Source organism: Amycolatopsis sp. A1MSW2902 (assembly GCF_017312175.1).
Lineage (GTDB): Bacteria > Actinomycetota > Actinomycetes > Mycobacteriales > Pseudonocardiaceae > Amycolatopsis > Amycolatopsis nivea.
On the sequence record NZ_QJPO01000001.1, the window covers coordinates 5448352 to 5471147 of the forward strand.

Consider the following 22796-nt stretch of genomic DNA (forward strand, 5'->3'; position numbering starts at 1 on the left):
GGTCGCGATGTGGCGTTGGGCAGGACTTGCCGAACCCGCGCGCGCGGGCGCGTAGAGTCGTCCTTCGCCCTTCAGAGGCGCGTTGATGGAGTTCAAGGGAGCGTTGCGTGTCGGAACCCCGGGTGAGACGGGCTGAGATCGCCGTCGAGCAGGCACACGTCGACCGGGTTTACACGCGGCTCGCCGAGCTGCGGACCCAGGCCGAGGCGATGCGGGCCAAGGGCTACGAGCTGGGCCAGGGCGCACAGCGCGAAGCGATCTTCGAGCAGGCGTCGATGCTGTTCGAGCGCGACATGATGGTCTACCACGCGAACCAGACCCTGCAGACGCTCGACGCCGAGTACGAGGGACTGGTCTTCGGCAGGCTCGACCACCTCGACCGCGAGCACATCTACGTGGGCCGCCTCGGGATCCGCGACACCGAGTTCGACAACCTGGTGACCGACTGGCGCGCGCCCGCCGCCGCCGCGTTCTACCAGGCCACCGCCGAAGAGCCGATGGACGTCGTGCGCCGCCGGGTGATCCGCTGCTCCGGGCAGACGGTGCTGGACGTGGACGACGACGTGCTGATCGCCGACGCCGTCCCCGAGGACATGCAGATCGTCGGCGAGGGCGCGCTGATGGCCGCGCTCGGCCGCTCGCGCGGCGAGAAGATGCGCGACATCGTGGCGACGATCCAGAAGGAACAGGACGACGTCATCCGGGCGCCGTGGCGCGGTGTCACCGAGATCACCGGCGGTCCGGGCACCGGCAAGACGGCCGTCGCGCTGCACCGTGCCGCGTACCTGCTGTACCGGCACCGCCGTCAGCTCGGCGGCGCGGGCGTGCTCGTGATCGGTCCTTCGGGCGTCTTCACCACGTACATCTCGCGCGTGTTGCCGTCGATGGGCGAAACGAACGTAGAGCTGCGCGCGCTCGGCGAAGTCCTCGACGGTCTCGAAGCGACGCGGCAGGACACGGCCGCGCTGGCCGCGATCAAGGGTTCGCTTCGCATGCGAAAGGTGCTTCTGCGCGCGTTGCGCGACACCCCGCCCGAAGCGCCGACGGAGTTGAAGATCGTCTATCGCGGCGAAGTACTGAAGCTCACCGCGCGCGAGTTGGAGAAGGTACGGCGCAAGGCGCACACGCAGGGCGCGCCGCCGAACCGGTCGCGCGTACGCGTGGCAGAGCTGTTGCTGGCCGCGTTGGCGGACAAGGCCGAGGAGTACGCGAAGGCGGACGGCAAGGAGATCGACCGCGCGGAGCTGATCAACGATCTCGGCGAGCGCATCGACTTCCACCGGTTCCTGGTGGTGTGGTGGCCGGTGCTGTACCCGGCGCAGGTGCTCAAGTGGCTGGGCAACGAGAAGCGGATGGCCGCCGCGTCGAAGGGCATCCTGAACCGCACCGAGATCAGCCTGCTGTCGGCCGATTTCGCGGACCGTTCGCGCGGCTGGTCGGTCGCCGACGTCGCGTTGCTGGACGAGCTGCGCGTGCTGGTCGGTCCGGAGCCGAAGCGCCGCCGTCGCCAGACCGTCGTCGAGGTGGCCCCGGAGCGCGGCAGTTCCGGCGGCGCGCCGCACCGTCCGGAGCACTACGACGAGTACTCGCACGTGGTCGTCGACGAATCGCAGGACCTTTCGCCGATGCAGTGGCGGATGATCGGCCGTCGCGGCAAGTACGCGAGCTGGACCGTCGTGGGCGACCCGGTGCAGAGTTCGTGGCCGGATCCGGACGAGGCGGCGCAGGCGCGCGACCAGGCGTTCGGCGTGAAGACCACGCGGCGGCGCTTCATGCTCCGCACGAACTACCGGAACTCGGCGGAGATCTTCGACCTGGCGGCGAAGGTCGTGGCGGGCCACGCGCAGGCCGACGAACTGCCCAAGGCCGTGCGCACCACCGGAATCGAGCCGGAAGTCCGGCCGGTCGACCAGGCGGCGCTGGCGACGGCGACGCAGACCGCGGCGAAGGAACTGCTCGGCGCGGTCGAGGGCACCGTCGGGGTGATCACCGCCATGGACCGCGTCGAAGAGGTCGAAGGCTGGCTCGCCGGGCAGACCGACGAGCGGCTCAAGGTCGTCGGGTCGCTCGATTCGAAGGGCCTCGAATACGACGCGGTCGTGCTGGTCGAGCCGATGGACCTGGTCACCGAGTCCTCGACCGGGCGGCGCGTGCTGTACGTCGCGCTCACCCGCGCGACCCAGCAGCTCATCGTGCTCGCCTCGAACCCGGATTGGCTGCCGCACGCGTAGGCGGGAAGGGAATCGCCGCCGCATGCGTTACGGCTGTACGTGACCTCCCTGCCTGACGTGCCGCTGTCCGTGCTCGACCTCTCCCCCGTTTCCGAAGGGAAGGGGGTCGGCGAGGCGCTGCGCAACACCCTCGATCTCGCCCGCAACGCCGAGCGGCTGGGCTATCACCGGTACTGGCTCGCCGAGCACCACAACATGCCGGGCATCGCCAGCTCGGCCACGGCGGTGCTGATCGGGCACGTCGCGGACGCCACCGAGAGCATCCGCGTCGGGTCCGGCGGGATCATGCTGCCGAACCACGCGCCGCTCGTGGTGGCCGAGCAGTTCGGCACGCTGGAGGCGTTCCACCCGGGCCGGATCGACCTGGGCATCGGCCGCGCGCCGGGCACCGACCAGCGCACCGCGCTCGCGCTGCGCGGGCCGGGCGGGCTGTCCGCGGAGAACTTCCCCGAGCACCTGATGGAGCTGATCAGCTACTTCGAGCCGGACGCGGCGCGCGGCGTCAACGCGGTCACCGCCGAGGGCAACAAGCCGCCGGTGTGGCTGCTCGGCTCGTCCGGCTTCAGCGCGCAGCTGGCCGGACGGCTCGGGCTGCCGTTCTCCTTCGCGCACCATTTCGCGGCGGAGAACACGCTTCCGGCGGTGCGGCTGTACCGCGAGAACTTCCAGCCGTCCGAGGTGCTTTCCGAGCCGTACGTGATGCTGGGCGTGCAGGTGATCGCCGCCGAGACCGACGAGCGCGCGGAGTACCTCGCCGGACCGAGCGGGCTGACCTTCCTGAGCCTGCGCCGCGGCCGCCCGATCGCGCTGCCGACGCCGGAGGACGCCGCCGAGTACCCGTACACCGAAATGGACCGCGCGTTCCTCGCCGAGCGGTTCGGGTCGAGCATCGTCGGCGGTCCGGAGAGCGTCCGCAAGGGACTGGACCAGCTGCTGGCCGACACTGACGCGAACGAGCTGATGATCACCACGATGGTGCACGGGCACGAGGACCGGGTGCGTTCGTACGAAATCGTCGCCGATCTGAAGCGCTGATGGAGGTCTTCGACTGGCGCGGCCAGCAGGTGCGGTGGTCCCGGCAGGGTTCGGGGCCGCCGCTCGTGTTCTGTCACGGCACGCCGTGGTCGTCGAAGCTGTGGGAGCCGATCGCGGCGACGTTCGCGGCGGACTTCACCGTGTACCTGTGGGACATGCCGGGCTACGGCTGTTCCACCATGGCCGAGGGACAGGACGTCTCGCTGGCCGCGCAAGGCGAGACGTTCGCGGCGCTGCTGGACCACTGGGGCCTTGATGAGCCGGACGTGGTGGCGCACGACTACGGCGGCGCGGTCAGCCTGCGCGCGTTTCTGTTGCACGGAGCGGCTTACCGCTCGCTGGCGCTGGTGGATGTCGTCGCGCTGGCCCCGTGGGGTTCGGAATTCTTCCGTCTGGTGGCGGAGAACGCGGCCGTGTTCGCGCAACTGCCGCCGAATCTGCACGAGGCGCTGGTGCGGGAGTACATCGCCGGCGCCGCCCATCGTCCGTTGTCCGCCGAAGCGCACGAGATGCTCGTCGCACCGTGGCTCGGCGAAGGTGGGCAGGCCGCCTTTTACCGGCAGATCGCGCAGGCCGATCAGCGGTACACCGACGAAATCGAGCCGCGCTACCGCGACGTCAGCGTGCCCACGCTCGTCGTGTGGGGCACCGAGGACACCTGGATCCCGGTCGATCGCGCACACCGGCTCGCCGGGACGATCCCGGGCGCCGGACTGGAATTGGTCCGTTCGGCCGGACACCTCATCCAACTCGACGCACCCGAGGCGCTGACCGCTTCGCTGCACCGCTGGCTCGCGCGCTGAAATCCCCGAAAACCGCCGCACCGGTTTTTATTTTCCGGCACTGACAACCGCATTCCCGGCAGTTGTCACAACCGCACAAGAATTCGGCGGTTACTGCGCCGTGACCCCGGATGACGGGGCAAGTTCTTGTCTGCGGGCAAGGCCCTCGTTAGCGTACTGACCAGTAACGAAACCGCACGGTAACCCCGCCGGAGTTTCCGCACCGGACCGGTCCGCCATTTGGACCAGCACCGGAACGGGCGTTCGGCGGGCATTCCGCCGTGCCCGGAAATTGCTGGGAGGTCGGGCGATGGCGTTTCCCGGCGCCGCGGCACTGCACCAGACCGGCCGGCTTTACGCGCTGGGGCTCGACGTCGTCCGGCTGACGTTCCGCCGTCCGTTCCAGTTCCGCGAACTCGTGCAGCAGTTCTGGTTCATCGCGAGCGTGTCGATCCTGCCGACCGCGCTGGTGTCGATCCCGTTCGGCGCGGTGATCGCGCTGCACATCGGGTCGCTGACCACGCAGATCGGCGCGCAGTCGTTCACCGGCGCGGCGAGCGTGCTCGCGATTATCCAGCAGGCCAGCCCGATCGTGACCGCGCTGCTGATCGCGGGCGCGGGCGGCAGCGCGATGTGCGCCGACCTCGGTTCCCGCACCATCCGCGAGGAAATCGACGCGATGGAGGTGCTGGGGGTTTCGCCGATCCAGCGGCTGATCGTGCCGAGGGTGCTGGCCGCGATGGGCGTGGCGGTGTTCCTCAACGGCATGGTCAGCGTGGTCGGCGTGCTCGGCGGCTACTTCTTCAACGTGATCATGCAGGGCGGCACCCCGGGCGCGTACCTGGCGAGTTTCTCCGCGCTGGCGCAGCTGCCGGACCTGTGGATCAGCGAGATCAAGGCGCTGCTGTTCGGGTTCGTCGCCGCGGTCGTCGCGTCGTATCGCGGACTGAACCCGCGCGGCGGGCCGAAGGGCGTCGGCGACGCGGTGAACCAGTCCGTCGTGATCACGTTCCTGCTGCTGTTCGTGCTGAACCTGGTCCTCACCACGGTCTACCTCCAGCTCGTGCCGCCGAAGGGAAGCTGATGGCCACCCCGACTCCGACGCGCGTGCTCGAGGCCATCGACCGCAGGCTGGGCTTCCTCGACACCCTCGGCGACCAGATCCTGTTCTTCCTGCGCGCGCTCGGCTGGGTGCCGCGCGCGGTGCGCCGGTACCTGCGCGAGATCGTCCGGCTGCTGGCCGAGGTGAGCTTCGGCAGCGGCGCGCTGGCGGTAATCGGCGGGACCATCGGCGTGATGGTCGGGATGACCGTCGCGACCGGGACTGTCGTGGGGCTGCAAGGGTATTCGGCGCTGAACCAGGTGGGCACGTCGGCGTTCGCCGGGTTCATTTCGGCGTACTTCAACACCCGCGAGATCGCGCCTTTGGTGGCCGGGCTGGCATTGTCGGCGACGGTCGGCTGCGGGTTCACCGCGCAACTGGGCGCGATGCGGATCTCGGAGGAGATCGACGCGCTTGAAGTGATGGGCATCCCGAGCGTGCCGTATCTGGTGACCACGCGGGTGATCGCCGGGTTCATCGCGGTGATTCCGCTGTACGCCGTGGGACTGTTGTCGTCGTATCTCGCGTCGCGGCAGGTCACGGTGTGGGGCTTCGGGCAATCAGCGGGCACGTACGACCATTACTTCCTGCTGTTCCTGCCGCCCGGCGACGTGCTGTGGTCGTTCGGGAAAGTGCTGATCTTCAGCGTCGTCGTGGTGCTCGCGCATTGTTATTACGGCTTCCGCGCGAGCGGCGGCCCGGCCGGCGTCGGCGTCGCGGTGGGCCGGGCGGTGCGGACGGCGATCGTCGCGATCAGCGTGCTGGACTTCTTCCTCAGCCTCGCGATCTGGGGCGCGACGACGACCGTGCAGGTGGCCGGATGAACCGGCGCTGGCACAAGACCGGAGTCCGCACCGCCGGGGTGCTGTTCCTGGCGGCGCTCTCGGCGTTCGTGCTGCTCACGGTGAAGATCTACAACAAGGACTTCACCACGACGGTCCCGGTGACGCTGCAAGCCGACCGCGTCGGCAACCAGCTGCGCGCAGGCGGTCAGGTAAAGGCGCGCGGCGTCGTGGTCGGCGAGATCCGGGGCGTGCACGCGATCCGCGGCGGTGCGGAGATCTCGCTCGCGCTGGACCCGGATCAGGTGAAATGGCTGCCCGTCAACGTGTCCGCGTTGCTCGTGCCCAAGACCCTCTTCGGCGAACGGTACGTCCAACTGTCCATTCCGGACACCGGCCGGCAGCGCCCGTTGCGGGCCGGAGACGTGATCTCGCAGGACCGGTCGGCGAACGCGATCGAGCTGGAGCGCGTCTTCGACAACCTGCTCCCGGTGCTGAAGGCCGTGCAGCCGCAGAAACTGGCCACCACGCTGACCGCGGTTTCCACTGCACTGCAAGGCCGCGGCGAACAGCTGGGCAAGACGTTGGCGACCGCGTCGGACTACCTGCGGCGGTTCAACCCGAACCTGCCGCAGCTCGACCGAAACGTGCGCGACCTCGCCACCGTCACCCAGATGTACGGCGACATCGCACCCGATCTGCTCGACGCACTCACCGATTCGTCAGTCACCCTCGGCACAATCAACGCCAAGCGCACTGACCTCGGCTCGCTGTATCAGCAGGTGACCACGTCGTCGCAGGACCTCACGACGTTCCTGCAGCAGAACCGGAACAACATCATCGCGTTGTCCGCGGACAGCCGCCGTCCGCTCGAAATCGGTGCTAAGTACTCCCCCAGCTTCCCCTGCACTCTACAGGCGCTCACCGACTTAAAACCGTCGATGGACAAGGTCCTCGGTGCCGGAACGAAAGAACCCGGGCTGCACGTCGAGGTCACCGTGTCCAAGTCGCGCGGGAAATACGTGCCGGGCAAGGACGATCCGGCGTACACCGAGAAGACCGGCCCGCGCTGCTACCCGAGCGGGGTGACGCCGACCGCGGGCACTCCGGCGACCGTGCCGTCGACCGGCGACCTCGGTATCGCGAATTCCCCGCAGGAGCAGCAGTTCCTGGGCCCGTTGCTCGCGCCCCAGCTGGGTGTTCCGACCGCTGACGTGCCGATGTGGAGCAGCGTCCTGGTCGGCCCGCTCTATCGCGGAACGGAGGTGACGGCGAAGTGAGAAACCTTGCCGCTCCCCTGGTCAAAAGCCTGATCTTCATCCTGGTCACCGTGCTCGCGACGGTCATTCTCGCGTTGTCGATCACCGGCGGCTCGGTCGGCGGGAGCCAGCGGTACGGAGCCACTTTCGTCGACGCCACCGCGCTCAATGTCGGCGATGACGTGCGGATTTCCGGGGTGAAGGTCGGGCAGATCGAAGGCCTCGACGTCGTCGACCAGAACCGCGCGCACGTCAGCTTCTCACTGGAAAACGGCCGCACGGTGCCCGCCAACGTGACCGCGGTGATCAAGTACCGCAACATGGTCGGCCAGCGCTATCTCGCTTTGGAGCGCCCCCGCGACCCGGCCGGGGTGTTGCCGTCCGGCGGCGAAATCCCGCTGGACCGCACGACTCCGGCGCTCGACCTGACCGACCTGTTCAACGGTTTCAAACCGCTCTTCCAGGCCCTCTCGCCGAAGGACGTCAACGACCTGTCCGGCGAGATCGTCCAAGTGCTGCAAGGAGAAGGCGGCACGGTGACCGAACTGCTGCAGCACACCGGATCGCTCACCAGCACGCTCGCCAGCCGCGACCAGGTCATCGGCGAGGTGATCGGCAACCTGAACTCGGTGCTGAAAACCGTGAACGGCAAGGGAGATTCGCTCGCGACGCTGGTGTCGACCCTGCGCCAGCTCGTGTCCGGGCTCGCCGAGGACCGCACGGCGATCGGCGACGCGGTGTCCGGGCTGGCCGAGCTGACGCAGTCCACCAGCGGCCTGCTCACCGAGATCCGGCCCGGGCTCAAGGACAGCATCTCCGGTCTCGACGCGCTGACCCGGAACCTGAACAAGGGGGAGGCCGACGTGGACAAGGCACTGACCACGCTGCCCAAGAAGATGGACCGCATCGGCACGCTCGGGTCGTACGGCTCGTGGATGAACTTCTATCTGTGCAAAGCCGTCCTGGAGACGTCGCCGCCGCGCGGCGTGGCGGAGACCGCGGCGAGGTGTGGCGCGTGAAGTCGTTCCGGGAGCGCAATCCGCTCGTGCTGGGGGTCGTCGGCAGCCTCGCGCTGGCCGCGGTGCTCACCGGCACGCTGAACTACAACCGCCTGCCGTTCCTCGGCGGCACCACCTACCAGGCCGAATTCAGCGAGGCCGCCGGGCTGCAGGCGGACGACGAGGTGCGGATCGCCGGGATCAAGGTCGGCGAAGTGTCCCAGGTGGACCTGGACGACGACCACGTGCTGGTCAGCTTCCGGGTCAAGAACGCCTGGATCGGCAACCGGACGTCGGCGCAGATCAAGATCAAGACGTTGCTGGGCCGCAAGTTCCTGGCCCTCGACCCGGCCGGGCGGGCGGAGCAGGACCCGGACCAGCCGATCCCGCGCGACCGCACGGTGACCCCGTACGACGTGACCGACGCGTTCAACGGCCTCGCCGACACCGCGGGCGCGATCGACACGAAGCAGCTCGCGACCAGCTTCTCCACGATCAGCGACACCTTCCGCAACTCGCCGCAGCATGTCCGCACCGCGCTGGACGGGCTGAGCGCGCTGTCGAAAACGATCTCCTCGCGTGACAACGAGATCGCCGAACTGCTGGCCAATGCCCGCAAACTGACCACCACGATCGCCAACTCCAACGACGACTTCGAGAAACTCGTCAAGGACGGCGACCTGCTGCTCACCGAACTGGACCACCGCCGCGACGCGATCCACCAGCTGCTCGTCGGCACCCAGCAGCTCGCGAAGCAGCTGTCCGGGCTCGTCGCGGACAACACCGCGCAGCTCGCACCGGCGTTGCAGCAGCTCGACCGCGTGACCGATCTGCTGCAACGGCAGGACGAGAACCTCGCGCAAAGCCTCAAGCTCGCCGGGCCGTACTTCCGCGTGCTGACCAACACCGCCGGCAACGGCCGCTGGATCGACAGCTACCTGTGCGGCCTCCTGCCGGAGAACCGCGATCCGTGCACCCCGCCGAAGGAAGGCGCGAAATGACCACGCGCGCATACCGTTTCGTCGTCTTCCTGCTGGTCATGGCCTTGGTGATCTGCGGCGTCCTGTGGTGGGTGTTCTCCGGGTCCGGCCGATACCGCGTCACGGCGTACTTTTCGCGGGCAGTCGGTGTCTACAGTGGATCCGACGTCCGGGTGCTCGGGGTGAAGGTCGGCGAGGTCACCGCGGTCCTTCCGCAGGGCAGTCAGGTTCGTGTCGACTTATCGGTAGATCCGCACATCCCCGTCGCCGCCGACACCACCGCGCTGGTCATCGCGCCGAGCGTGGTCGCCGACCGCTATGTCCAGCTGGGCAAACTCGCCCGTGGCGGCCCACGTTTAGCCGACGGCGCGGTGATCGGTACTGCCCGCACGGGCACGCCAGTGGAGCTGGACCAGCTGTATTCGAGCCTGGACACGCTGAGCAAGGCGCTCGGCCCGAACGGCGCGAACTCCCACGGCGCGCTGTCCGACCTCCTCCGCACCGGCGCGGCGAACCTGGACGGCAACGGCAAGGCGTTCAACAGCTCCGTCCGCGACTTCGCCCGCCTCGCCCGCACCCTGGCGGGCAATTCGCAGGACCTGTTCGGAACCGTCGACGAACTGCAGAAGTTCACCACCATGCTCGCCACGAACGACCATCAGGTCGCCGACGTGAACCAGCAGCTGGCCAAGGTGTCGGCCACCTTGGCGGAGAATCGCGGCGAGCTGTCCGACGCGTTGCGCTCGCTCGGCGGCGCGCTGGCTTCGGTCCAGGGCTTCATCCGGGACAACCGGGCCGCGATCAAGTCCAATGTAGACAAACTGGCCAAGACGACGCAGACGCTGGTCGACCAACGCGCGTCGCTGGCCGAAGCGCTGGACGTCGCGCCGCTGGCCGCGCAGAACGTGCTGAACGCGGTCGATCCGGAAACCGGACGTCTGCAAGGCCGCGCTGACCTGCTGGATTACCTGCCGTTCCCGACGACGGACGCGGCCGTGACGGGAGGCGGCCGATGAAGGCGCGAAGGCTCTTCCTTGCGCTGGCGGTGAGCACGCTGGCCGGTTGCGCCGCACCCGGCGGCTTCCGGGGCGTCTACGACCTCCCGCTGCCCGGCGGTGCGGACCTCGGCGCGCATCCGTACGAGGTCACCGTCCAATTCGCCGACGTCCTGGACCTGGTCCCGCAAGCCGCGGTGAAGGTGGACGACGTCCCGGTCGGGCGCGTCCAATCGATCCGCCTGGGCGCGGACGGCTGGACCGCCGAAACCGTCCTGGCGGTGAACGGCGACGTCCACCTGCCCGCGAACGCCGTCGCCCGACTGCGGCAATCGTCGCTGCTGGGCGAGAAGTTCGTGGAACTGGCCGCGCCGGTCGCGTCCCCTTCCGGGCAGCTGGGCGACAAGGCGGTCATCCCGGTGTCGCGAACCAACCGGAACCCAGAGTTCGAGGAGATCTTCGGCGCACTGTCGCTGCTGCTCAACGGCGGCGGGATCGGGCAGTTGCAGACGATCAACCGCGAACTGACGAAGGCCATGGACGGCAACGAGGAGGAAATCCGCAGTTTCCTGTCCGGGGTCAACCAGCTGATGACGAACCTCGACGCGCACCGCCGCGACATCACCGCCGCGCTGGACGGCCTCAACCACCTGTCGGCGTCGCTGGCCGACCGGAACCAGCAGATCGCCGACGCCCTCACCGACCTGACCCCCGGTCTGAAGACCCTCACCGACCAGCGACCGCAACTGGTAACGATGCTGCAATCGCTGGACCAACTGTCCACAGTGGCCACTGATGTGACGAACAAGAGCCGCGACGACCTGGCCGCCGACCTGCGCGCACTCGCTCCCATCCTGCGCCGCCTGGCCGATGCGGGGCAGAACCTGCCGAAGGCGCTGGAAATCCTGCCGTCGTTCCCGTTCACCGACCCCGTTCTGGACGCGATCAAGGGCGACTACCTGAACGTCTACGCCACGGTCACGCCCGGTGCCGGTGTCCCGCTGCCGCCGCCGGATCAAGGCGTCCCACCAAGCCTTCCGACGCTGCCTCCCCCTTCCGGGGGTCAGTGATGCTCACCAGACGGATCCGGATCCAGGTCATCGCCTTCGTGATAGTCGCGCTGGCCGCGACTTCGTTCGTCGGCGCGAAATACGCCGGGATCGCGCGTCTTTTCGGTGCCGGCACCTACACCGTGCACCTGGAACTTTCCGAAGGCGGCGGCATCTTCACCAACGGCGAGGTCACCTACCGAGGCGTAGCGGTAGGCCGGATCGGCCAACTACGCCTGACCGAACACGGCATGGAAGCGGACCTGTTGCTGGACACCTCCGCCCCGCAGATCCCGTCGAACGCCCGCGCAATCGTCGCGAACCGCTCCGCCGTCGGCGAGCAGTACGTCGACCTGCAACCGACTAACGACCGGGGTCCCTACCTGGAAGACGGCAGCGTCATCCCCCGCAGCTCCACCACCCTGCCCCTTCCCGTGCAGACCTTCTTGTCCGACGTGGACTCGCTGACGGCCTCGGTCCCGACCGAGGACCTGCGCACCGTGGTCAACGAGCTGGACAACGCCCTGCAAGGCAGCGGCCCAGACCTGCAGTTGCTGATGGACACCGCGAGGTCCTTCACCGATTCCGCCTCCGCCCACCTGCCCCAAACCACAAAACTCCTCGACGACGGCTCGACAGTCCTGAAAACGCAAGCCGCGTCCTCAACCGCGTGGCGCGACTTCAGCCGGAACGCCCACCTGTTCGCCTCGCAACTGGCTTCGTCGGACGGTGACCTGCGCCAGCTGATCGCGACCGCCCCGCCGGCTGCTACCCAGGTGACGGGCTTGCTGCGCGACAACAGCCCCGGCCTCCCCATCCTGATGGCCAATCTTTTGACGACAGCCGACGTCTTCAGCGCCCGTACCGACGGCCTGGAGCAACTGCTGGTGACGCTGCCGAAAACCGTAGCCGCAACGTCGTCAGCCATCACCCCCGACAGCGGACGGCTGTCACTGGCCCTGACGTTCTTCGACCCGCCGCCGTGCCGGAAAGGCTACGAGAGCACGAAGATCCGCAGCAGCGCCGAACTGCCGGTGCTCCCGTTCAACACCTCAGCGGCCTGCACGCTGCCCGCCGGAGACCCGTCGTCGGTGCGCGGCTCCCAGCACGCACCACACCCCGGAGTCCCAGAGCCCGCCCACCCAGGCGGCCTCCCCGCGGCGGCTGCCGGACTTCCGACGTCGACTGATCTGGAGGAGATGCTGTGGCTACGCCGGGGAAACTGACGGTCTCAGCGGACGAGGCTTCCTCCGTCGACGATTTGCCGCCTGACGCGGAGTCCTCACGCGTCGCCGACTCCGCGACTGACACAACCGCCTCCCCCACGACCGCAAAATCCCCTCGCAGGTGGACGTGGGCCGCCGGAATCGCCCTGACCGCAGCCGCCGCTTTCGCCGCCTGGTCAGCCTGGTCGTGGCACGCCGCCGCGACCGCTCCCGCCTCGACCGCAGGCGCGACCCGCGACGAAGCCGTCACCGCCGGCCGCACCCTGATCGCCACAGTCACCACCTTCGACCCCCAACACCGCGACCAAACCCTGACCCACTGGCAATCCGCGACAACCGGTGCCCTCCAGACGACCCTGCCGAGCAGTGTCCCTTCCGACGGCTCCGCCACCACAGGCCACGTCCTAGACGCCGGACTCTCCGACCTAGACGCCGACGCCGGTACCGCGAAACTCCTGGCCTCCGTGGAAATCACCGTCACCAAGGACGGCGCCGCACAGCCCATCCGCCGCACCCGCCTGGCCGCGACGATGACCCGCACAGCATCCGGCTGGAAACTCAGCTCACTGGAGCAACTGGGGGTGGCGGGGTCATGAAGCTCTCCCTGCACCGGCGGAAGCCACGCACCGAACCCGCTGATTCCGCTGTGGCCGCAACCGACTCCGCGCCGCCGAGCGCTGTTGCTGACGATTCCGCGCAGCCGCATGCGGCAGGCACCGACCAGACACCAGCCGAATCCGCCGAGCCACCCGCGAACCCCGCCCAAGCCTCGGCCACCGACCAGCGAACCACCGCGGCAGCCATTCAGCCAGCACACATCACCACTCACCCACCCTCCCCCGCGACCGCCACCTCCTCCCGCACCGACTCAACTCCCCACGCCACAACAACCTCCGATTCCCACCAACCACCCGCCGACACCGAACCCGCCGAACATCCCGCTCGCGACCCCAATGCCGAGCATCCCCGTCACACCCGCCTCCTCGTTCTCCTCCTGTCCTTGACCGTCCTGCTCACCGCCGTCGGCGTCTGGTGCACCGCCGAAGCCCGCTCCACCAGCGCGTCCGCCGCCGCCTCGAACCGCGCGCTGACCGATCAGCCCGCGACCGCCGCGGTCACTTCCGCCATCAGCCTCACCCTCAACAAGATCTTCTCCTACACCTACGACAAAACCGACGTCACCGAGAACGCCGCCGCCACCCTGCTCCGCGGCCACGCCCGCGATTCCTACGGAAAACTCTTCGCCCAAGTCCGCACAATGGCCCCGAGCCAATGCCTGACTCTCACCTCCCGCGTCTCCGCCGCCTCCGTCCAGCAGCTCACGAACGATCACGCACAGTTGCTCGTTTTCCTCGACCAGTCCGCCACGAGGGGGAATTCCGCCACTCCCGAGACAGCCGCCGCACAACTGGCCGTCACCGCTGAGCGCATTGACGGAAACTGGTTCGTCACCGATCTCGCTCCCCGATGAAATTCTGTTTCCTCACCGCCGAAGGAGTACCGTCATGCCCATTTCCCGGATCGCCAGAATCGGCGTGCTCGCAGCGGCCGCCGCGACCGCGGTCAGCCTCGCCTCCGCTGTTCCCGCATCAGCGACCGAAATACCCATTCCGATCTCCTACTCTGTGACGGGCAGCACGGTCGTGAAGAAGACCGGAAGCACCCTCGACCTCGGCCCCGGAAGTCTCGCCGGAAATCTGCTGGTCGACGATCAAACCGGAGCCGTCGGTCTCAACGCCAATCTGCAATTGCCGCCGGCCACCGCGCACATTTCGCTGCTCGCAGGCGGCTTCAAGATCAAAGCAAAGGTCACTGTCACCCCGACCGCACCCGCGACCGGCACCCTCGCGAACGGCACCCTCACCACGCACGAAACCGCGAACATGGAGATCAGCGACATCTGGGCGGGCCCGATCGTGCCGGTCTTCCCGGTCCCGACCGTGCCCGGCAGCTGTACGACCGTCAAGCCGATCGACCTGACCCTGACCGCGGCGAACGTCGACATCACCAAGCCGATCACACTCACCGGGAATTACACCATCCCGGACTTCAAGAACTGCTTCATCGCCGACCTCGCGCTCGGCGCACTGGTGTCCGGACCGGACAACACCATCTCGCTGACCTTGACCTCCAAGAACTGATCAACCATCCGAAAACGGAGTGCCGGAAAGTGTTTCCGGCACTCCGTTTTCGCATATCCGGCCTGAGTACAATTATCATGCTCGCACGAGACGCCGATACTGTTTACGCGGCCGGTGACAAAAGAATCGGTCCAGTCGCCGACTCGCGGACAAGGCGCTGACCAGGGTTGTTGCCGACTGAACTCACGGGTAACCTTGGGCTCGCGGCCGGTATCGCTCACCGAGCCGATCCCCGTTCCCGAAAACCTGGTCCGGAACGGAATCCGCGGAAACCTCCGTCCCCACTGCGCAGGATCGCCGCGAAAACTGCAGTCCGATCTAAGGAGAATGGTATGCCCCGGCTCAGCAAACTGTCCACGGGCGTGGTGACCGGCGTCGCGGTAGGCGCGATCGCGGTCCTCACCGCAGGCACGGCCTCGGCCGCCACCGCGACCTACCAGGCCGGCCCCGCGAACTACAGCTGCACGTTCCCGGCCATCCCGGCACAGAACGTGGCGATCACCGCGCAGTTCGACGGCCCGGACACGATCCCCGTCAACGGCACCACGACGCCGTCCAACGTTTCCGGCACCGCGACCATCACCGCGCTGGTCCACGCGCTGCTCACCGCCGCGGGATACGACGGAATCCGCGGCACCGCCGACGTCCCGATCACCGTCGACAACGGCTCGCTCTCCCCGTCGGACGCCTCCGGCCTGCAGATCCCGGAGCAGATCTACCCGGCGGGCGGCGCGATCACGGTGAACATCGCCCAGACCTCGACGTCGTCGATCCCGACCTACACGGCGCCGAGCACCCCCGGCACGGTGACGTTCGGCCTCGACACGGGACTCTCCGCGCAACTCGAGTTCCACAAGGCGTCAGACGGCAGCTGGACCCCGTGGACCATGCAGTGCAGCGCCCCGTCGGGCACCAGCTTCAGCCCCTCGGGCACCATTTCCTGACCCATTCCGGCGGAGGGGCGGCCGAGTGCCGCCCCTCCGCCGTCGTATCCAGGACCTGCGCAGGCAACCAGAAGACCAACTCCCGCCCAGCCGTGTGCTCGGTCTGGCACCTGTGAACCGCTTCCCGTCGTGACACGGAGAAGCGCCTTCCTCAGCATGCGGGCAACGATCCGCTGGTGCGGCGAACGAGAAACCGGTTCAACACCCGAGCTTCCCAGCGCACCGGAAATCGGCTCCGTTCAGCGTCCGGGAACCGGCTCGACTCGAGACGAACAGTCATGACCCCGTTCCAGCGCACCGGAAACGCGGCCATGCGCCCTCGCCGCCTGGCGCTTCACCGACGGCAGCGGATCGACAGATCCGTGATCACCAGGTTGTACTCGTAGCCCGCCGACGCACCGGTCACTGGCCCGCACACCGGCGGTTTCGGCACCGTCGCCTGGCTGTAGGTGTTGTTGCCCCAGAGGACCATCGACCCGTCCGCCTTGACGACCAGGTTGTGGTTCCACCCCGCGTCAATGGCGACGACCCCGCTCTTGGCCGCCGCGGGGACCTCGGTCTGGCCGTCGTTGTCGTGCCCCCAGGCGATCACTCCGCCGTCTTTCAGCGCGAGACCGTGCTCATACCCGGCCGAAATCGCAGTCACCCCGGACCGCGCCGCCTCGGGAACCGTCGCCTGGCCGAAAGTGTTGCTGCCCCAGGCGAATACGGAGCCGTTCTTCAGCACGAGGCTGTAATCCCCGCCCGCCGAGATCGCGCTGACGCCGGACTGCGCGAAGTCCGGAACGTCCGACCGGTTCCCCCAGCTGACCACCCGGCCGTCCGCCAGCAACGCGAGACTGTGCACCGCACTGGTGGAAATCGCCGTGACCCCGCTGGAGACCGACGCGGGAAGCTCCGTCTGGCCGTACCAGTCGTTCCCCCACGCATACACCTTGCCGTTCTTGAGCCCAAGGCCGTGCGTCCAGCCCGCAGCGATCTGGCTGGTGCCCGACGACAGTTCCGCCGGCACCTCGCTTTCGCCGAAATTGTTGTCGCCCCAGGCGAGCACGGCACCGTTCTTGAGCGCCATTCCGAACTCTCCTCCGGCCGAAACCGCGGAGAGACCCGAGGTCAGGGCCGGTGGCATGGGCGAGGGCGCTTTTTGCGTCCCCCACTGGTAGAGCCCGCCTGCGGCGGTCAATTGCGGCACGTCCGCCGCGCCGGCCGCACTGCCCGCTTCCCGCTGCGCTCCCGCCGCATTCGGTCGCGTCGGCTGCGGTGCCGACGTCGCGGCTGCCGGACCGCTCGACGAGGTCCCTGCCCCCACTACGACGACCGCGAAGACCGCCGTCGCTGCCTTGCCCCATCTCCGGCGTCCGGCCGCCATCGCAGCTCCTTCCTCCGTGCTTCCCGCAGAGATGTTCCCAGTCCCGCGGCCTGCGCGGGGAACGCGCGAATTCTTTGTCAGTTTCCGATGAAAAACCGGCTCCAGACTAGCTCCCGGCCATAAGAAAACCCTTTTCCCGCAACGGAAAACGACCGTCCGCCACCCATGCTTGCGCACCGGCGAAACTCACCGGTAACTTCGCTCGGAACCCATTTTCCGGACCGCAGGGCGAGGAGGCGCACGATGCCGAACCCACGCGGGCACTCCGCCCGCCGCCGCCCAGCTTTCCTCGCCCTTGCAGTACTCGGCGCACTGTCGATCGGCACCGGCGCCCTCACCGGCGTCAGCTCCGCCTCGACCGAGACACCCACCCCCGCCGCACCGCCCCCGGTGTCAGCCGGCGAACAGAGTGTCAGCAAGGACATCGTCCTCGACTGCCCGTTCGCCGCCCCCGCCGGCTCGCAGCAGATCACCCTCACCGTCTCCGCGACCGTGCCCGCGACGGTGCCGGTCGGGTCCGCGCTGAAATTCCGTTCCCTGACCGCGTCTTTCACGCTTCCGCGCGCCGTCGCCGTCCAGCTGCCGCCAGGCGCCCCAGACGGCATCCGCGGCGGCCTGACCCTCGACCTCACCGCGCGCCAAGGCGACAAGAGCACCGCGATCCCCGCTCCGTTCACGATCGCCGCAACCCCGATGCCGCCGGCTGGCGACGTGAAGCTCACCGCGACCGCGGACCTGCCGGAACAGGCAATTACCGTTCCCGGCAAGGTCAGCTTCGACGTCGGAGCCCCGACCATCGCGGTGAAACCGGCTGCCGACGGTGCCACCGAGACCGCACCGGTCGCCTGCACCCTTCTTCCCGACCAGACCACCACCCTCGCGTCGATCCTCGCCACCGGAGCGCCCACGGCTGTCCCGAAGAAGCCGGCTGAGCCGAGCACCGCGCCGTCGCCGCCGCCTTCAGCCCGCCGCGACGCGGCTACTCCGCAGGACGACCCTCCTTTCCCGCTCATCACCCCGCTCGACTACGTCCAGGTCGCGGCGACTTCGTCCGTCTACCGGCTGGGCGCGACCGTCGCCAGCGCCCGGACCGGCGTGCTCAACGGAACCTGGACGGTGCTGCTCATCCCGCCCGACTATCTCCAGCACGACCCGAGCACGATCAGCGGAAACGTCGGCTTCCGCCCGGTCGACGCGACGTTCCTCGGCTTCGGCTTCGTTCCGGTGACCGCCACCGTCGAGTTCCTGCCCGTCGACTACCGCAACTCCAAGCTGATCGAGTTCACCGGCAAGCTCGTCCTCTCCGGCGATTTCCTGACCACGCACATCCAGGTCATGGCCCGGATGAGCAACGCCAGAATCAACGGCGTGCCGCTGGACCTCGGCCCGGACTGCGTCACCGCCAAGCCGATCTCGCTCAGCCTGTCCGGTGCGTACAGCGCCTTGAAGGGCGGCATCCTCAGCACGGACCCGAATTCGCCCGACCCCGACTACCGGGGTTTCGCCCTGCCGCCGTTCGTCCACTGCGGCACCGCCGAACCGCTCAGCCCGCTGCTCACCGGCATGGCCTCCACCACGACGAACGTCAACCAGGCCAAGGTCGTCAACGTCAACTTCGGCTCCTGCCCCGCCAAAGACTATCCGGATCACACCAAGTGCAAGCCCATCCCCAGCACACCGCCTCCTGGCTGAGACCGAACACGCCCCGGCTGCCGGAACGGTGTTCGGTCAAGGTTCCGCCAGCCCGCGGACGACCGGGCAGCACCGGTTTCGCTCCGCTGCTTCACCCGGTGGCCGCCGACCACGACCATGAGCCCGGTGCCCCGACCCCGGCACCCGCACCGGTCGCCGCTCGTCCAGCAGCATCGCGGCACGCGGCCGATCGGTCATCCGCTCGCCGGACAGGGAGCCGTTGCTCCAGCCTCACCTGCAAACCACACAAGATTCGCCATTGAGCGGCTACGTTGGCCGCTACAAGCGATTCCGACGCTGCTCGTCCTGTCCGTCCTGGTGTTCGCCGGGTTGCGTTCCCTCCCCGCCGGGCCCTCTGCTCGAGACAAAGCGACCCCGGAAGTACCGGCGAACCTGAATCACCTGCCCGACCTTGGACCGGACGAATTTTCGAGCGAAGTCGGCCGACGGCTGGCGGGCACCATATTCGCCCCGGCGAGAGGCTGCGGCCAAGACAGCCCCGAACGTGGCCGGTCGTCCGCGGCCGCGCGCAAGACCAGTTCCATTTCGAACCGCGCGGCTGGATCGCGCAGCAGCTCGCCGAAGGTCGCCTGCAATTGGCGCATGCGGTACCGCACCGTCTGCGGGTGGACTTGCAGGCGCTCGGCAATCTCGACCACGTTCCCCTGACTGTCGAGCCAAGCGCGCAGCGTTTCGAGCAGACGCTCCTGTTGCTTGTCGGTCATGTCCGCCAGGGGGGCGAAAAGCCGGGTGCGGAGGAGGTCGGTGAGCGCGCCGTCCGAGTGCACCAGCAAGGAAGCGAGATGTTCCTCCGCGCGCAGCACCCGCTCACCAGGGATTCGCCCCCGATCGGCGAGAACCAGCGTCCGGCGTGCCCAGCGCAGGGAATCGGCGAGGCTCGCCAACGGCACACACGGTCCGACGGACAGTCGGCAATTCGGCAGCGCAGCCTGAAGTGTCGCCAGCCGCGCGCCATTGACCGCGCCGGGCACGACGATGCACGGCTCGGCGGAGTCCAACTCCGCCAGGACGTCCGAGTCCAACGTCGCGTGCCGGCGGGCCCTGCCGTTCAGCGGCGATTGGACGGCAATCGGCGACGCCTGCTCCGGCACGGCCCATCCGGTCAGCTGGGCCAGCTCCGCGATCGCCTTCGGCGGAGCGGCCGGGACCTCCAGCAGGACACCGAGCAACCGTCGCCGCCAAGTGTCCAATGCGCCGGCGGTGCGAGCTTTCGCCTCTAAATAGCCATCCAGTGCGACCGACGCCAATTCGTCCATGAACGCCAACATCGCGTCAGCCAGCTGCGACATCACCGCCGACGAAAGGCCAGCCCGCCGTCCGACGCGCATGATCCGGCGCCACGACACGCGCGCGCCGACCCGGTAGGCCGACTGCAGAGTGTCGAGGCTCCGCCCTTCCCGCATCTCGTTCTGTCCGAGCCGATGGTGCACCTCGTGCGACTGTTCCTTCGACGCCCGCGGGTCGGCGATCTGCGCGACGAACAACGTGATCGCATACTCGACGCCCGCACGGATCGATCTCCCGTACGGACCGTCGAGCGGCCGCGCGTAGGCGGGAATCGTCGCGCGGATTTCGTCGACGATCTCGGCGGACAGGCTCGCCAGCTCGGGCCGCAGGATCTCGGCGAGTTTGCGCGGCAGCGCAGCCGACGGCACAGCGTGATCGAGTCCCCGCTCCACCGACATCGCAGCTCCTTCGCTCCGCCCCGGTTCCCCGACCGCGCCGCGGCGCCGCCGGAAGCCCCCGCATCCATTGAGGGGTGACACCCGACACATCGAAAAACCAACGCCAAACGTGTCACCGCTCCCCGAAGAAACCGATTTCTTGTCACGTTCGTGACAAGTTCACGAGGTCGGAGGGGCACATCGCGACAACACACCACCAGGTGCGCTACGCCATGCCTGCAAACGGGCGAACCTGGACACCTGCCTTCAGCGGCGGCCCGCCGGGTCGCCACAACGACCACAGAGCGTCACGCGGCAAAGCCCGCGGCCCTCTTGTAACATGTACTTGATACAAGAGGGAGGGGTCCACGATGCAACTCGACTCGGCGCTCGCCGTCGCGGGCATTACCGGCCCGTTCGGGCTGATCATCCTCGTCGTGTTGTGGCCAGGCGAGAAACAAGGCGCTCGGCTGCTCGCGAAATGGGGCGTGCGGAACCCGACTGCCGACCAGGTGCCGGTAGCCGTGCGGTATCTGCGCCGTCGTCGATTCTGGTATCCGTGGCTGTTCCTCGGTCTCCCCCTCATCCCGGGCGCGACGAATCTCGTCGGAGAACGGACAGCGAACTCGCTCGTGTTCGTGGTGCTGCTCGGCGGGCTCGCCGCCGAAATCCTCGCTCAGCGTCCCTCGCGGGAACCCCGCAGGGAAGCCGTGCTGGCACCACGCGCCGTGCTCGATTTCGCTCCGTTGTGGACGGTCATCGTCTCCGGGCTGGCCACTGTCGCCGCCGTCGTGCATCTCGCCGTTTTGCGGCAATGGGGCCCGTTGGCGGTGACTGTCGGCGCGGCGGCGGTGTCGTGGATCATCGTGCTCCTCGCGGTGCGGCGTCCGGCCGCCGGCGACCCGGAAGTCGACCAGGCACTGCGCGTGCGCAGCGCCCGCGTCGCTCTCGGGCTCGGCACCGGAACGGCTGCCACGCTCGGCTGGACAGTCGGCGACCTCGCCTCGTTCCTCGCGTTCGTGGCCACCGTCGCCGCGTTCCTCGCGATCGTCGGCCCGCCGCCCAAGCAGCGCGCGACAACCACGGCAGCGCGGTAGATGCCGCTGCGAGTAGTGGTCGACGCCGAAAGCGGGGTTCCGCCCTGGCGTCAGGTGCACGACCAGATCATCCGCGCGATCACGACCGGCTCCCTCGTCCGGGACGCCCGTCTGCCGCCGATCCGTCAGCTTTCAAGGGACCTCGGACTCGCCTCCGGGACCGTCGCCCGCGTGTATCGCGAGCTCGAGGCCGCCGGCTGGGTCACCACCGCACGGGCACGCGGAACCGTCGTGACCGGCCCGGCCGAACGACCGGATCCGGGCACGCTGCTTCTCAACGCGGCCGTCGAATACGCCCGGCACAGCCGGGAACTCGGGGTCGCGCCGGACGAAGCCGTCGGCGCCGTGCGCGTGGCATTGGCGAGCCTGGACGCACCGTCGCGGTGAATCCGGGCGATCGTCCGGCCGGCGCGGTTTTCGCCGTTCTGTGAACCGTCTTCCGCACGGTCTCGGGCACACCTCCTTCTTGCCCGTGCGTTCCCGTGGTCCACTCACCGGACGAGGCGCGGATCCCGCCGCCTCGGCGCGGAGGTTCAGCCCTCCATCAGCACCCTCCCCACCGCGGCCAGCACGGGTTCCAGCGCGGCGACTTCCGTGCCGACGCATTCCGTGATGCCCGCACCGACGACCTCCATTCCGGAAAGCCCGTCGATTGCGTCAACCAATTCTGCGATCGTGAGCCCGCCGGGCTCCGGATAATTCACTCCGGGGAACTCGCCGGGATCAAGAATGTCCAAATCCACATGCAGATAAACGCGGTCGGCTCCGGCGGCGTTCAGCGCTCCGGCGACATCGTCGGAGCGCACGGCGAGGCCGCCGGCAATGGCTTCCTCTTCCGCGGGATCGAGCGAGCGAGCGCCGAACAGCACCGCTCGGCCGCGTTCGATCGCCGGACTCGCGGCGAACTCCTTGTCGCCCTCGCCGAGCAACGACCGCAGCACCATGCCGTGATACGCACCCGAAGGCGAGGAATCCGCCGTGTTCAAGTCCGCGTGCGCGTCGAACCACGCGACGCCAAGCGTTGCGCCGTAACGGAAACGCGCGACGCCGACCGGGACCAGCTCAACGCCGCAGTCGCCGCCGATCGTGAGCACCGGGCCTTCCGGCGCTTCGAGCGCAGCCAGCTGCAACTGCCGGTTCGTGCCCGTGAGCACGGACCGGTTGGCTATCCCGGCGACGACGTCGGACGCCGCTGCGTCCTGGCGTACGTGGTGCACCGGCTTGCCGAGCACGTGCCCGGCCAGTTCGGAAAGTGCGCGGCAGCCCTCGATCAGCCCCTTCGCCCCGGGGCTGATCGCGCCCTGCCATTGCGGCACCGCGTTGATCAGCATGCTTCGACGCTAGCGCGAACACCCCGGAAAAAGCGAGCCGTAAATGGTGCGAGGGGTCCCCTCGCTCCGTTTTGGGGCGAAGGGACCCCTCGCACAGG

Annotated in this window: 21 protein-coding genes; 18 read left to right on the plus strand and 3 right to left on the minus strand. The window is 68.3% G+C overall.

Annotation, left to right across the window (positions count from 1 at the left end; genetic code table 11):
* Positions 1-107 precede the first annotated feature (107 nt).
* The 15 genes from DMP23_RS25010 (at position 108) to DMP23_RS25080 (ending at position 15524) form a co-directional block, all read left to right on the plus strand.
* Positions 108-2231 (plus strand): HelD family protein, encoded by a 2124-nt coding sequence (locus DMP23_RS25010; RefSeq protein ID WP_337822684.1) that lies wholly within the window; start codon positions 108-110, stop codon positions 2229-2231.
* Between the two features lie 39 nt (positions 2232-2270).
* Positions 2271-3266, plus strand: a complete 996-nt coding sequence (locus DMP23_RS25015; protein ID WP_205673051.1) for an LLM class flavin-dependent oxidoreductase — start codon at positions 2271-2273, stop codon at positions 3264-3266.
* A complete protein-coding gene (locus tag DMP23_RS25020) occupies positions 3266-4069 on the plus strand; it encodes an alpha/beta fold hydrolase (RefSeq protein WP_337822685.1) in 804 nt (267 codons plus the stop codon). The genes DMP23_RS25015 and DMP23_RS25020 overlap by 1 nt, the downstream gene beginning before the upstream one ends.
* A 289-nt stretch (positions 4070-4358) precedes the next feature.
* Positions 4359-5132, plus strand: coding sequence for an MlaE family ABC transporter permease (locus DMP23_RS25025; RefSeq protein WP_037811666.1), 774 nt, complete (start codon positions 4359-4361; stop codon positions 5130-5132).
* Positions 5132-5974, plus strand: coding sequence for an MlaE family ABC transporter permease (locus tag DMP23_RS25030; RefSeq protein WP_037712855.1), 843 nt, complete (start codon positions 5132-5134; stop codon positions 5972-5974). The genes DMP23_RS25025 and DMP23_RS25030 overlap by 1 nt, the downstream gene beginning before the upstream one ends.
* Positions 5971-7212: an MCE family protein gene (locus tag DMP23_RS25035; protein WP_337822686.1), complete on the plus strand. Its 1242-nt coding sequence runs from the start codon at positions 5971-5973 to the stop codon at positions 7210-7212. Before DMP23_RS25030 ends, DMP23_RS25035 begins: the two co-directional genes overlap by 4 nt.
* Complete coding sequence (locus DMP23_RS25040) at positions 7209-8210, plus strand: MCE family protein (RefSeq protein WP_337822687.1); 1002 nt, start codon at positions 7209-7211, stop codon at positions 8208-8210. Before DMP23_RS25035 ends, DMP23_RS25040 begins: the two co-directional genes overlap by 4 nt.
* Entirely contained in the window at positions 8207-9190 is a 984-nt protein-coding gene (locus DMP23_RS25045; RefSeq protein ID WP_337822688.1) for an MCE family protein, read from the plus strand. Before DMP23_RS25040 ends, DMP23_RS25045 begins: the two co-directional genes overlap by 4 nt.
* On the plus strand, positions 9187-10185 hold the full coding sequence (locus tag DMP23_RS25050) for an MCE family protein (protein WP_337822689.1): 999 nt from the start codon (positions 9187-9189) through the stop codon (positions 10183-10185). Before DMP23_RS25045 ends, DMP23_RS25050 begins: the two co-directional genes overlap by 4 nt.
* Positions 10182-11234: an MCE family protein gene (locus DMP23_RS25055; protein WP_337822690.1), complete on the plus strand. Its 1053-nt coding sequence runs from the start codon at positions 10182-10184 to the stop codon at positions 11232-11234. The genes DMP23_RS25050 and DMP23_RS25055 overlap by 4 nt, the downstream gene beginning before the upstream one ends.
* Entirely contained in the window at positions 11234-12439 is a 1206-nt protein-coding gene (locus tag DMP23_RS25060; protein WP_337822691.1) for an MlaD family protein, read from the plus strand. Before DMP23_RS25055 ends, DMP23_RS25060 begins: the two co-directional genes overlap by 1 nt.
* Positions 12418-13035 (plus strand): hypothetical protein, encoded by a 618-nt coding sequence (locus tag DMP23_RS25065; protein WP_337822692.1) that lies wholly within the window; start codon positions 12418-12420, stop codon positions 13033-13035. The genes DMP23_RS25060 and DMP23_RS25065 overlap by 22 nt, the downstream gene beginning before the upstream one ends.
* Positions 13036-13439: 404 nt before the next feature.
* On the plus strand, positions 13440-13910 hold the full coding sequence (locus DMP23_RS25070) for a hypothetical protein (RefSeq protein ID WP_337822693.1): 471 nt from the start codon (positions 13440-13442) through the stop codon (positions 13908-13910).
* 34 nt (positions 13911-13944) lie between these two features.
* A complete protein-coding gene (locus tag DMP23_RS25075) occupies positions 13945-14580 on the plus strand; it encodes a hypothetical protein (protein ID WP_037811678.1) in 636 nt (211 codons plus the stop codon).
* Between the two features lie 332 nt (positions 14581-14912).
* Entirely contained in the window at positions 14913-15524 is a 612-nt protein-coding gene (locus DMP23_RS25080; RefSeq protein WP_337822694.1) for a DUF6801 domain-containing protein, read from the plus strand.
* Positions 15525-15858: 334 nt separating this feature from the next.
* On the opposite strand, the gene DMP23_RS25085 is transcribed toward DMP23_RS25080, so the two are convergent.
* Positions 15859-16893: an RCC1 domain-containing protein gene (locus DMP23_RS25085; RefSeq protein ID WP_337822695.1), complete on the minus strand. Its 1035-nt coding sequence runs from the start codon at positions 16891-16893 to the stop codon at positions 15859-15861.
* Between the two features lie 243 nt (positions 16894-17136).
* On the opposite strand from DMP23_RS25085, the gene DMP23_RS25090 reads away from it, so the two are divergent.
* Entirely contained in the window at positions 17137-18585 is a 1449-nt protein-coding gene (locus DMP23_RS25090) for a DUF6801 domain-containing protein (RefSeq protein ID WP_337822696.1), read from the plus strand.
* A gap of 398 nt (positions 18586-18983) precedes the next feature.
* Here the strand turns inward: DMP23_RS25090 and DMP23_RS25095 are convergent, their stop codons facing one another.
* Complete coding sequence (locus DMP23_RS25095) at positions 18984-20291, minus strand: PucR family transcriptional regulator (RefSeq protein ID WP_238607886.1); 1308 nt, start codon at positions 20289-20291, stop codon at positions 18984-18986.
* A 350-nt stretch (positions 20292-20641) separates the two neighbouring features.
* Here DMP23_RS25095 and DMP23_RS25100 point away from each other — a divergent pair, with 350 nt between their 5' ends.
* Both DMP23_RS25100 and DMP23_RS25105 read left to right on the plus strand, forming a co-directional pair.
* Positions 20642-21367 (plus strand): hypothetical protein, encoded by a 726-nt coding sequence (locus DMP23_RS25100; RefSeq protein ID WP_337822697.1) that lies wholly within the window; start codon positions 20642-20644, stop codon positions 21365-21367.
* A complete protein-coding gene (locus DMP23_RS25105; RefSeq protein ID WP_037811690.1) occupies positions 21368-21754 on the plus strand; it encodes a GntR family transcriptional regulator in 387 nt (128 codons plus the stop codon). It begins immediately after the preceding gene.
* A gap of 146 nt (positions 21755-21900) precedes the next feature.
* On the opposite strand, the gene DMP23_RS25110 is transcribed toward DMP23_RS25105, so the two are convergent.
* Positions 21901-22698, minus strand: a complete 798-nt coding sequence (locus DMP23_RS25110) for an arginase family protein (RefSeq protein ID WP_037811692.1) — start codon at positions 22696-22698, stop codon at positions 21901-21903.
* Positions 22699-22796: the final 98 nt, after the last annotated feature.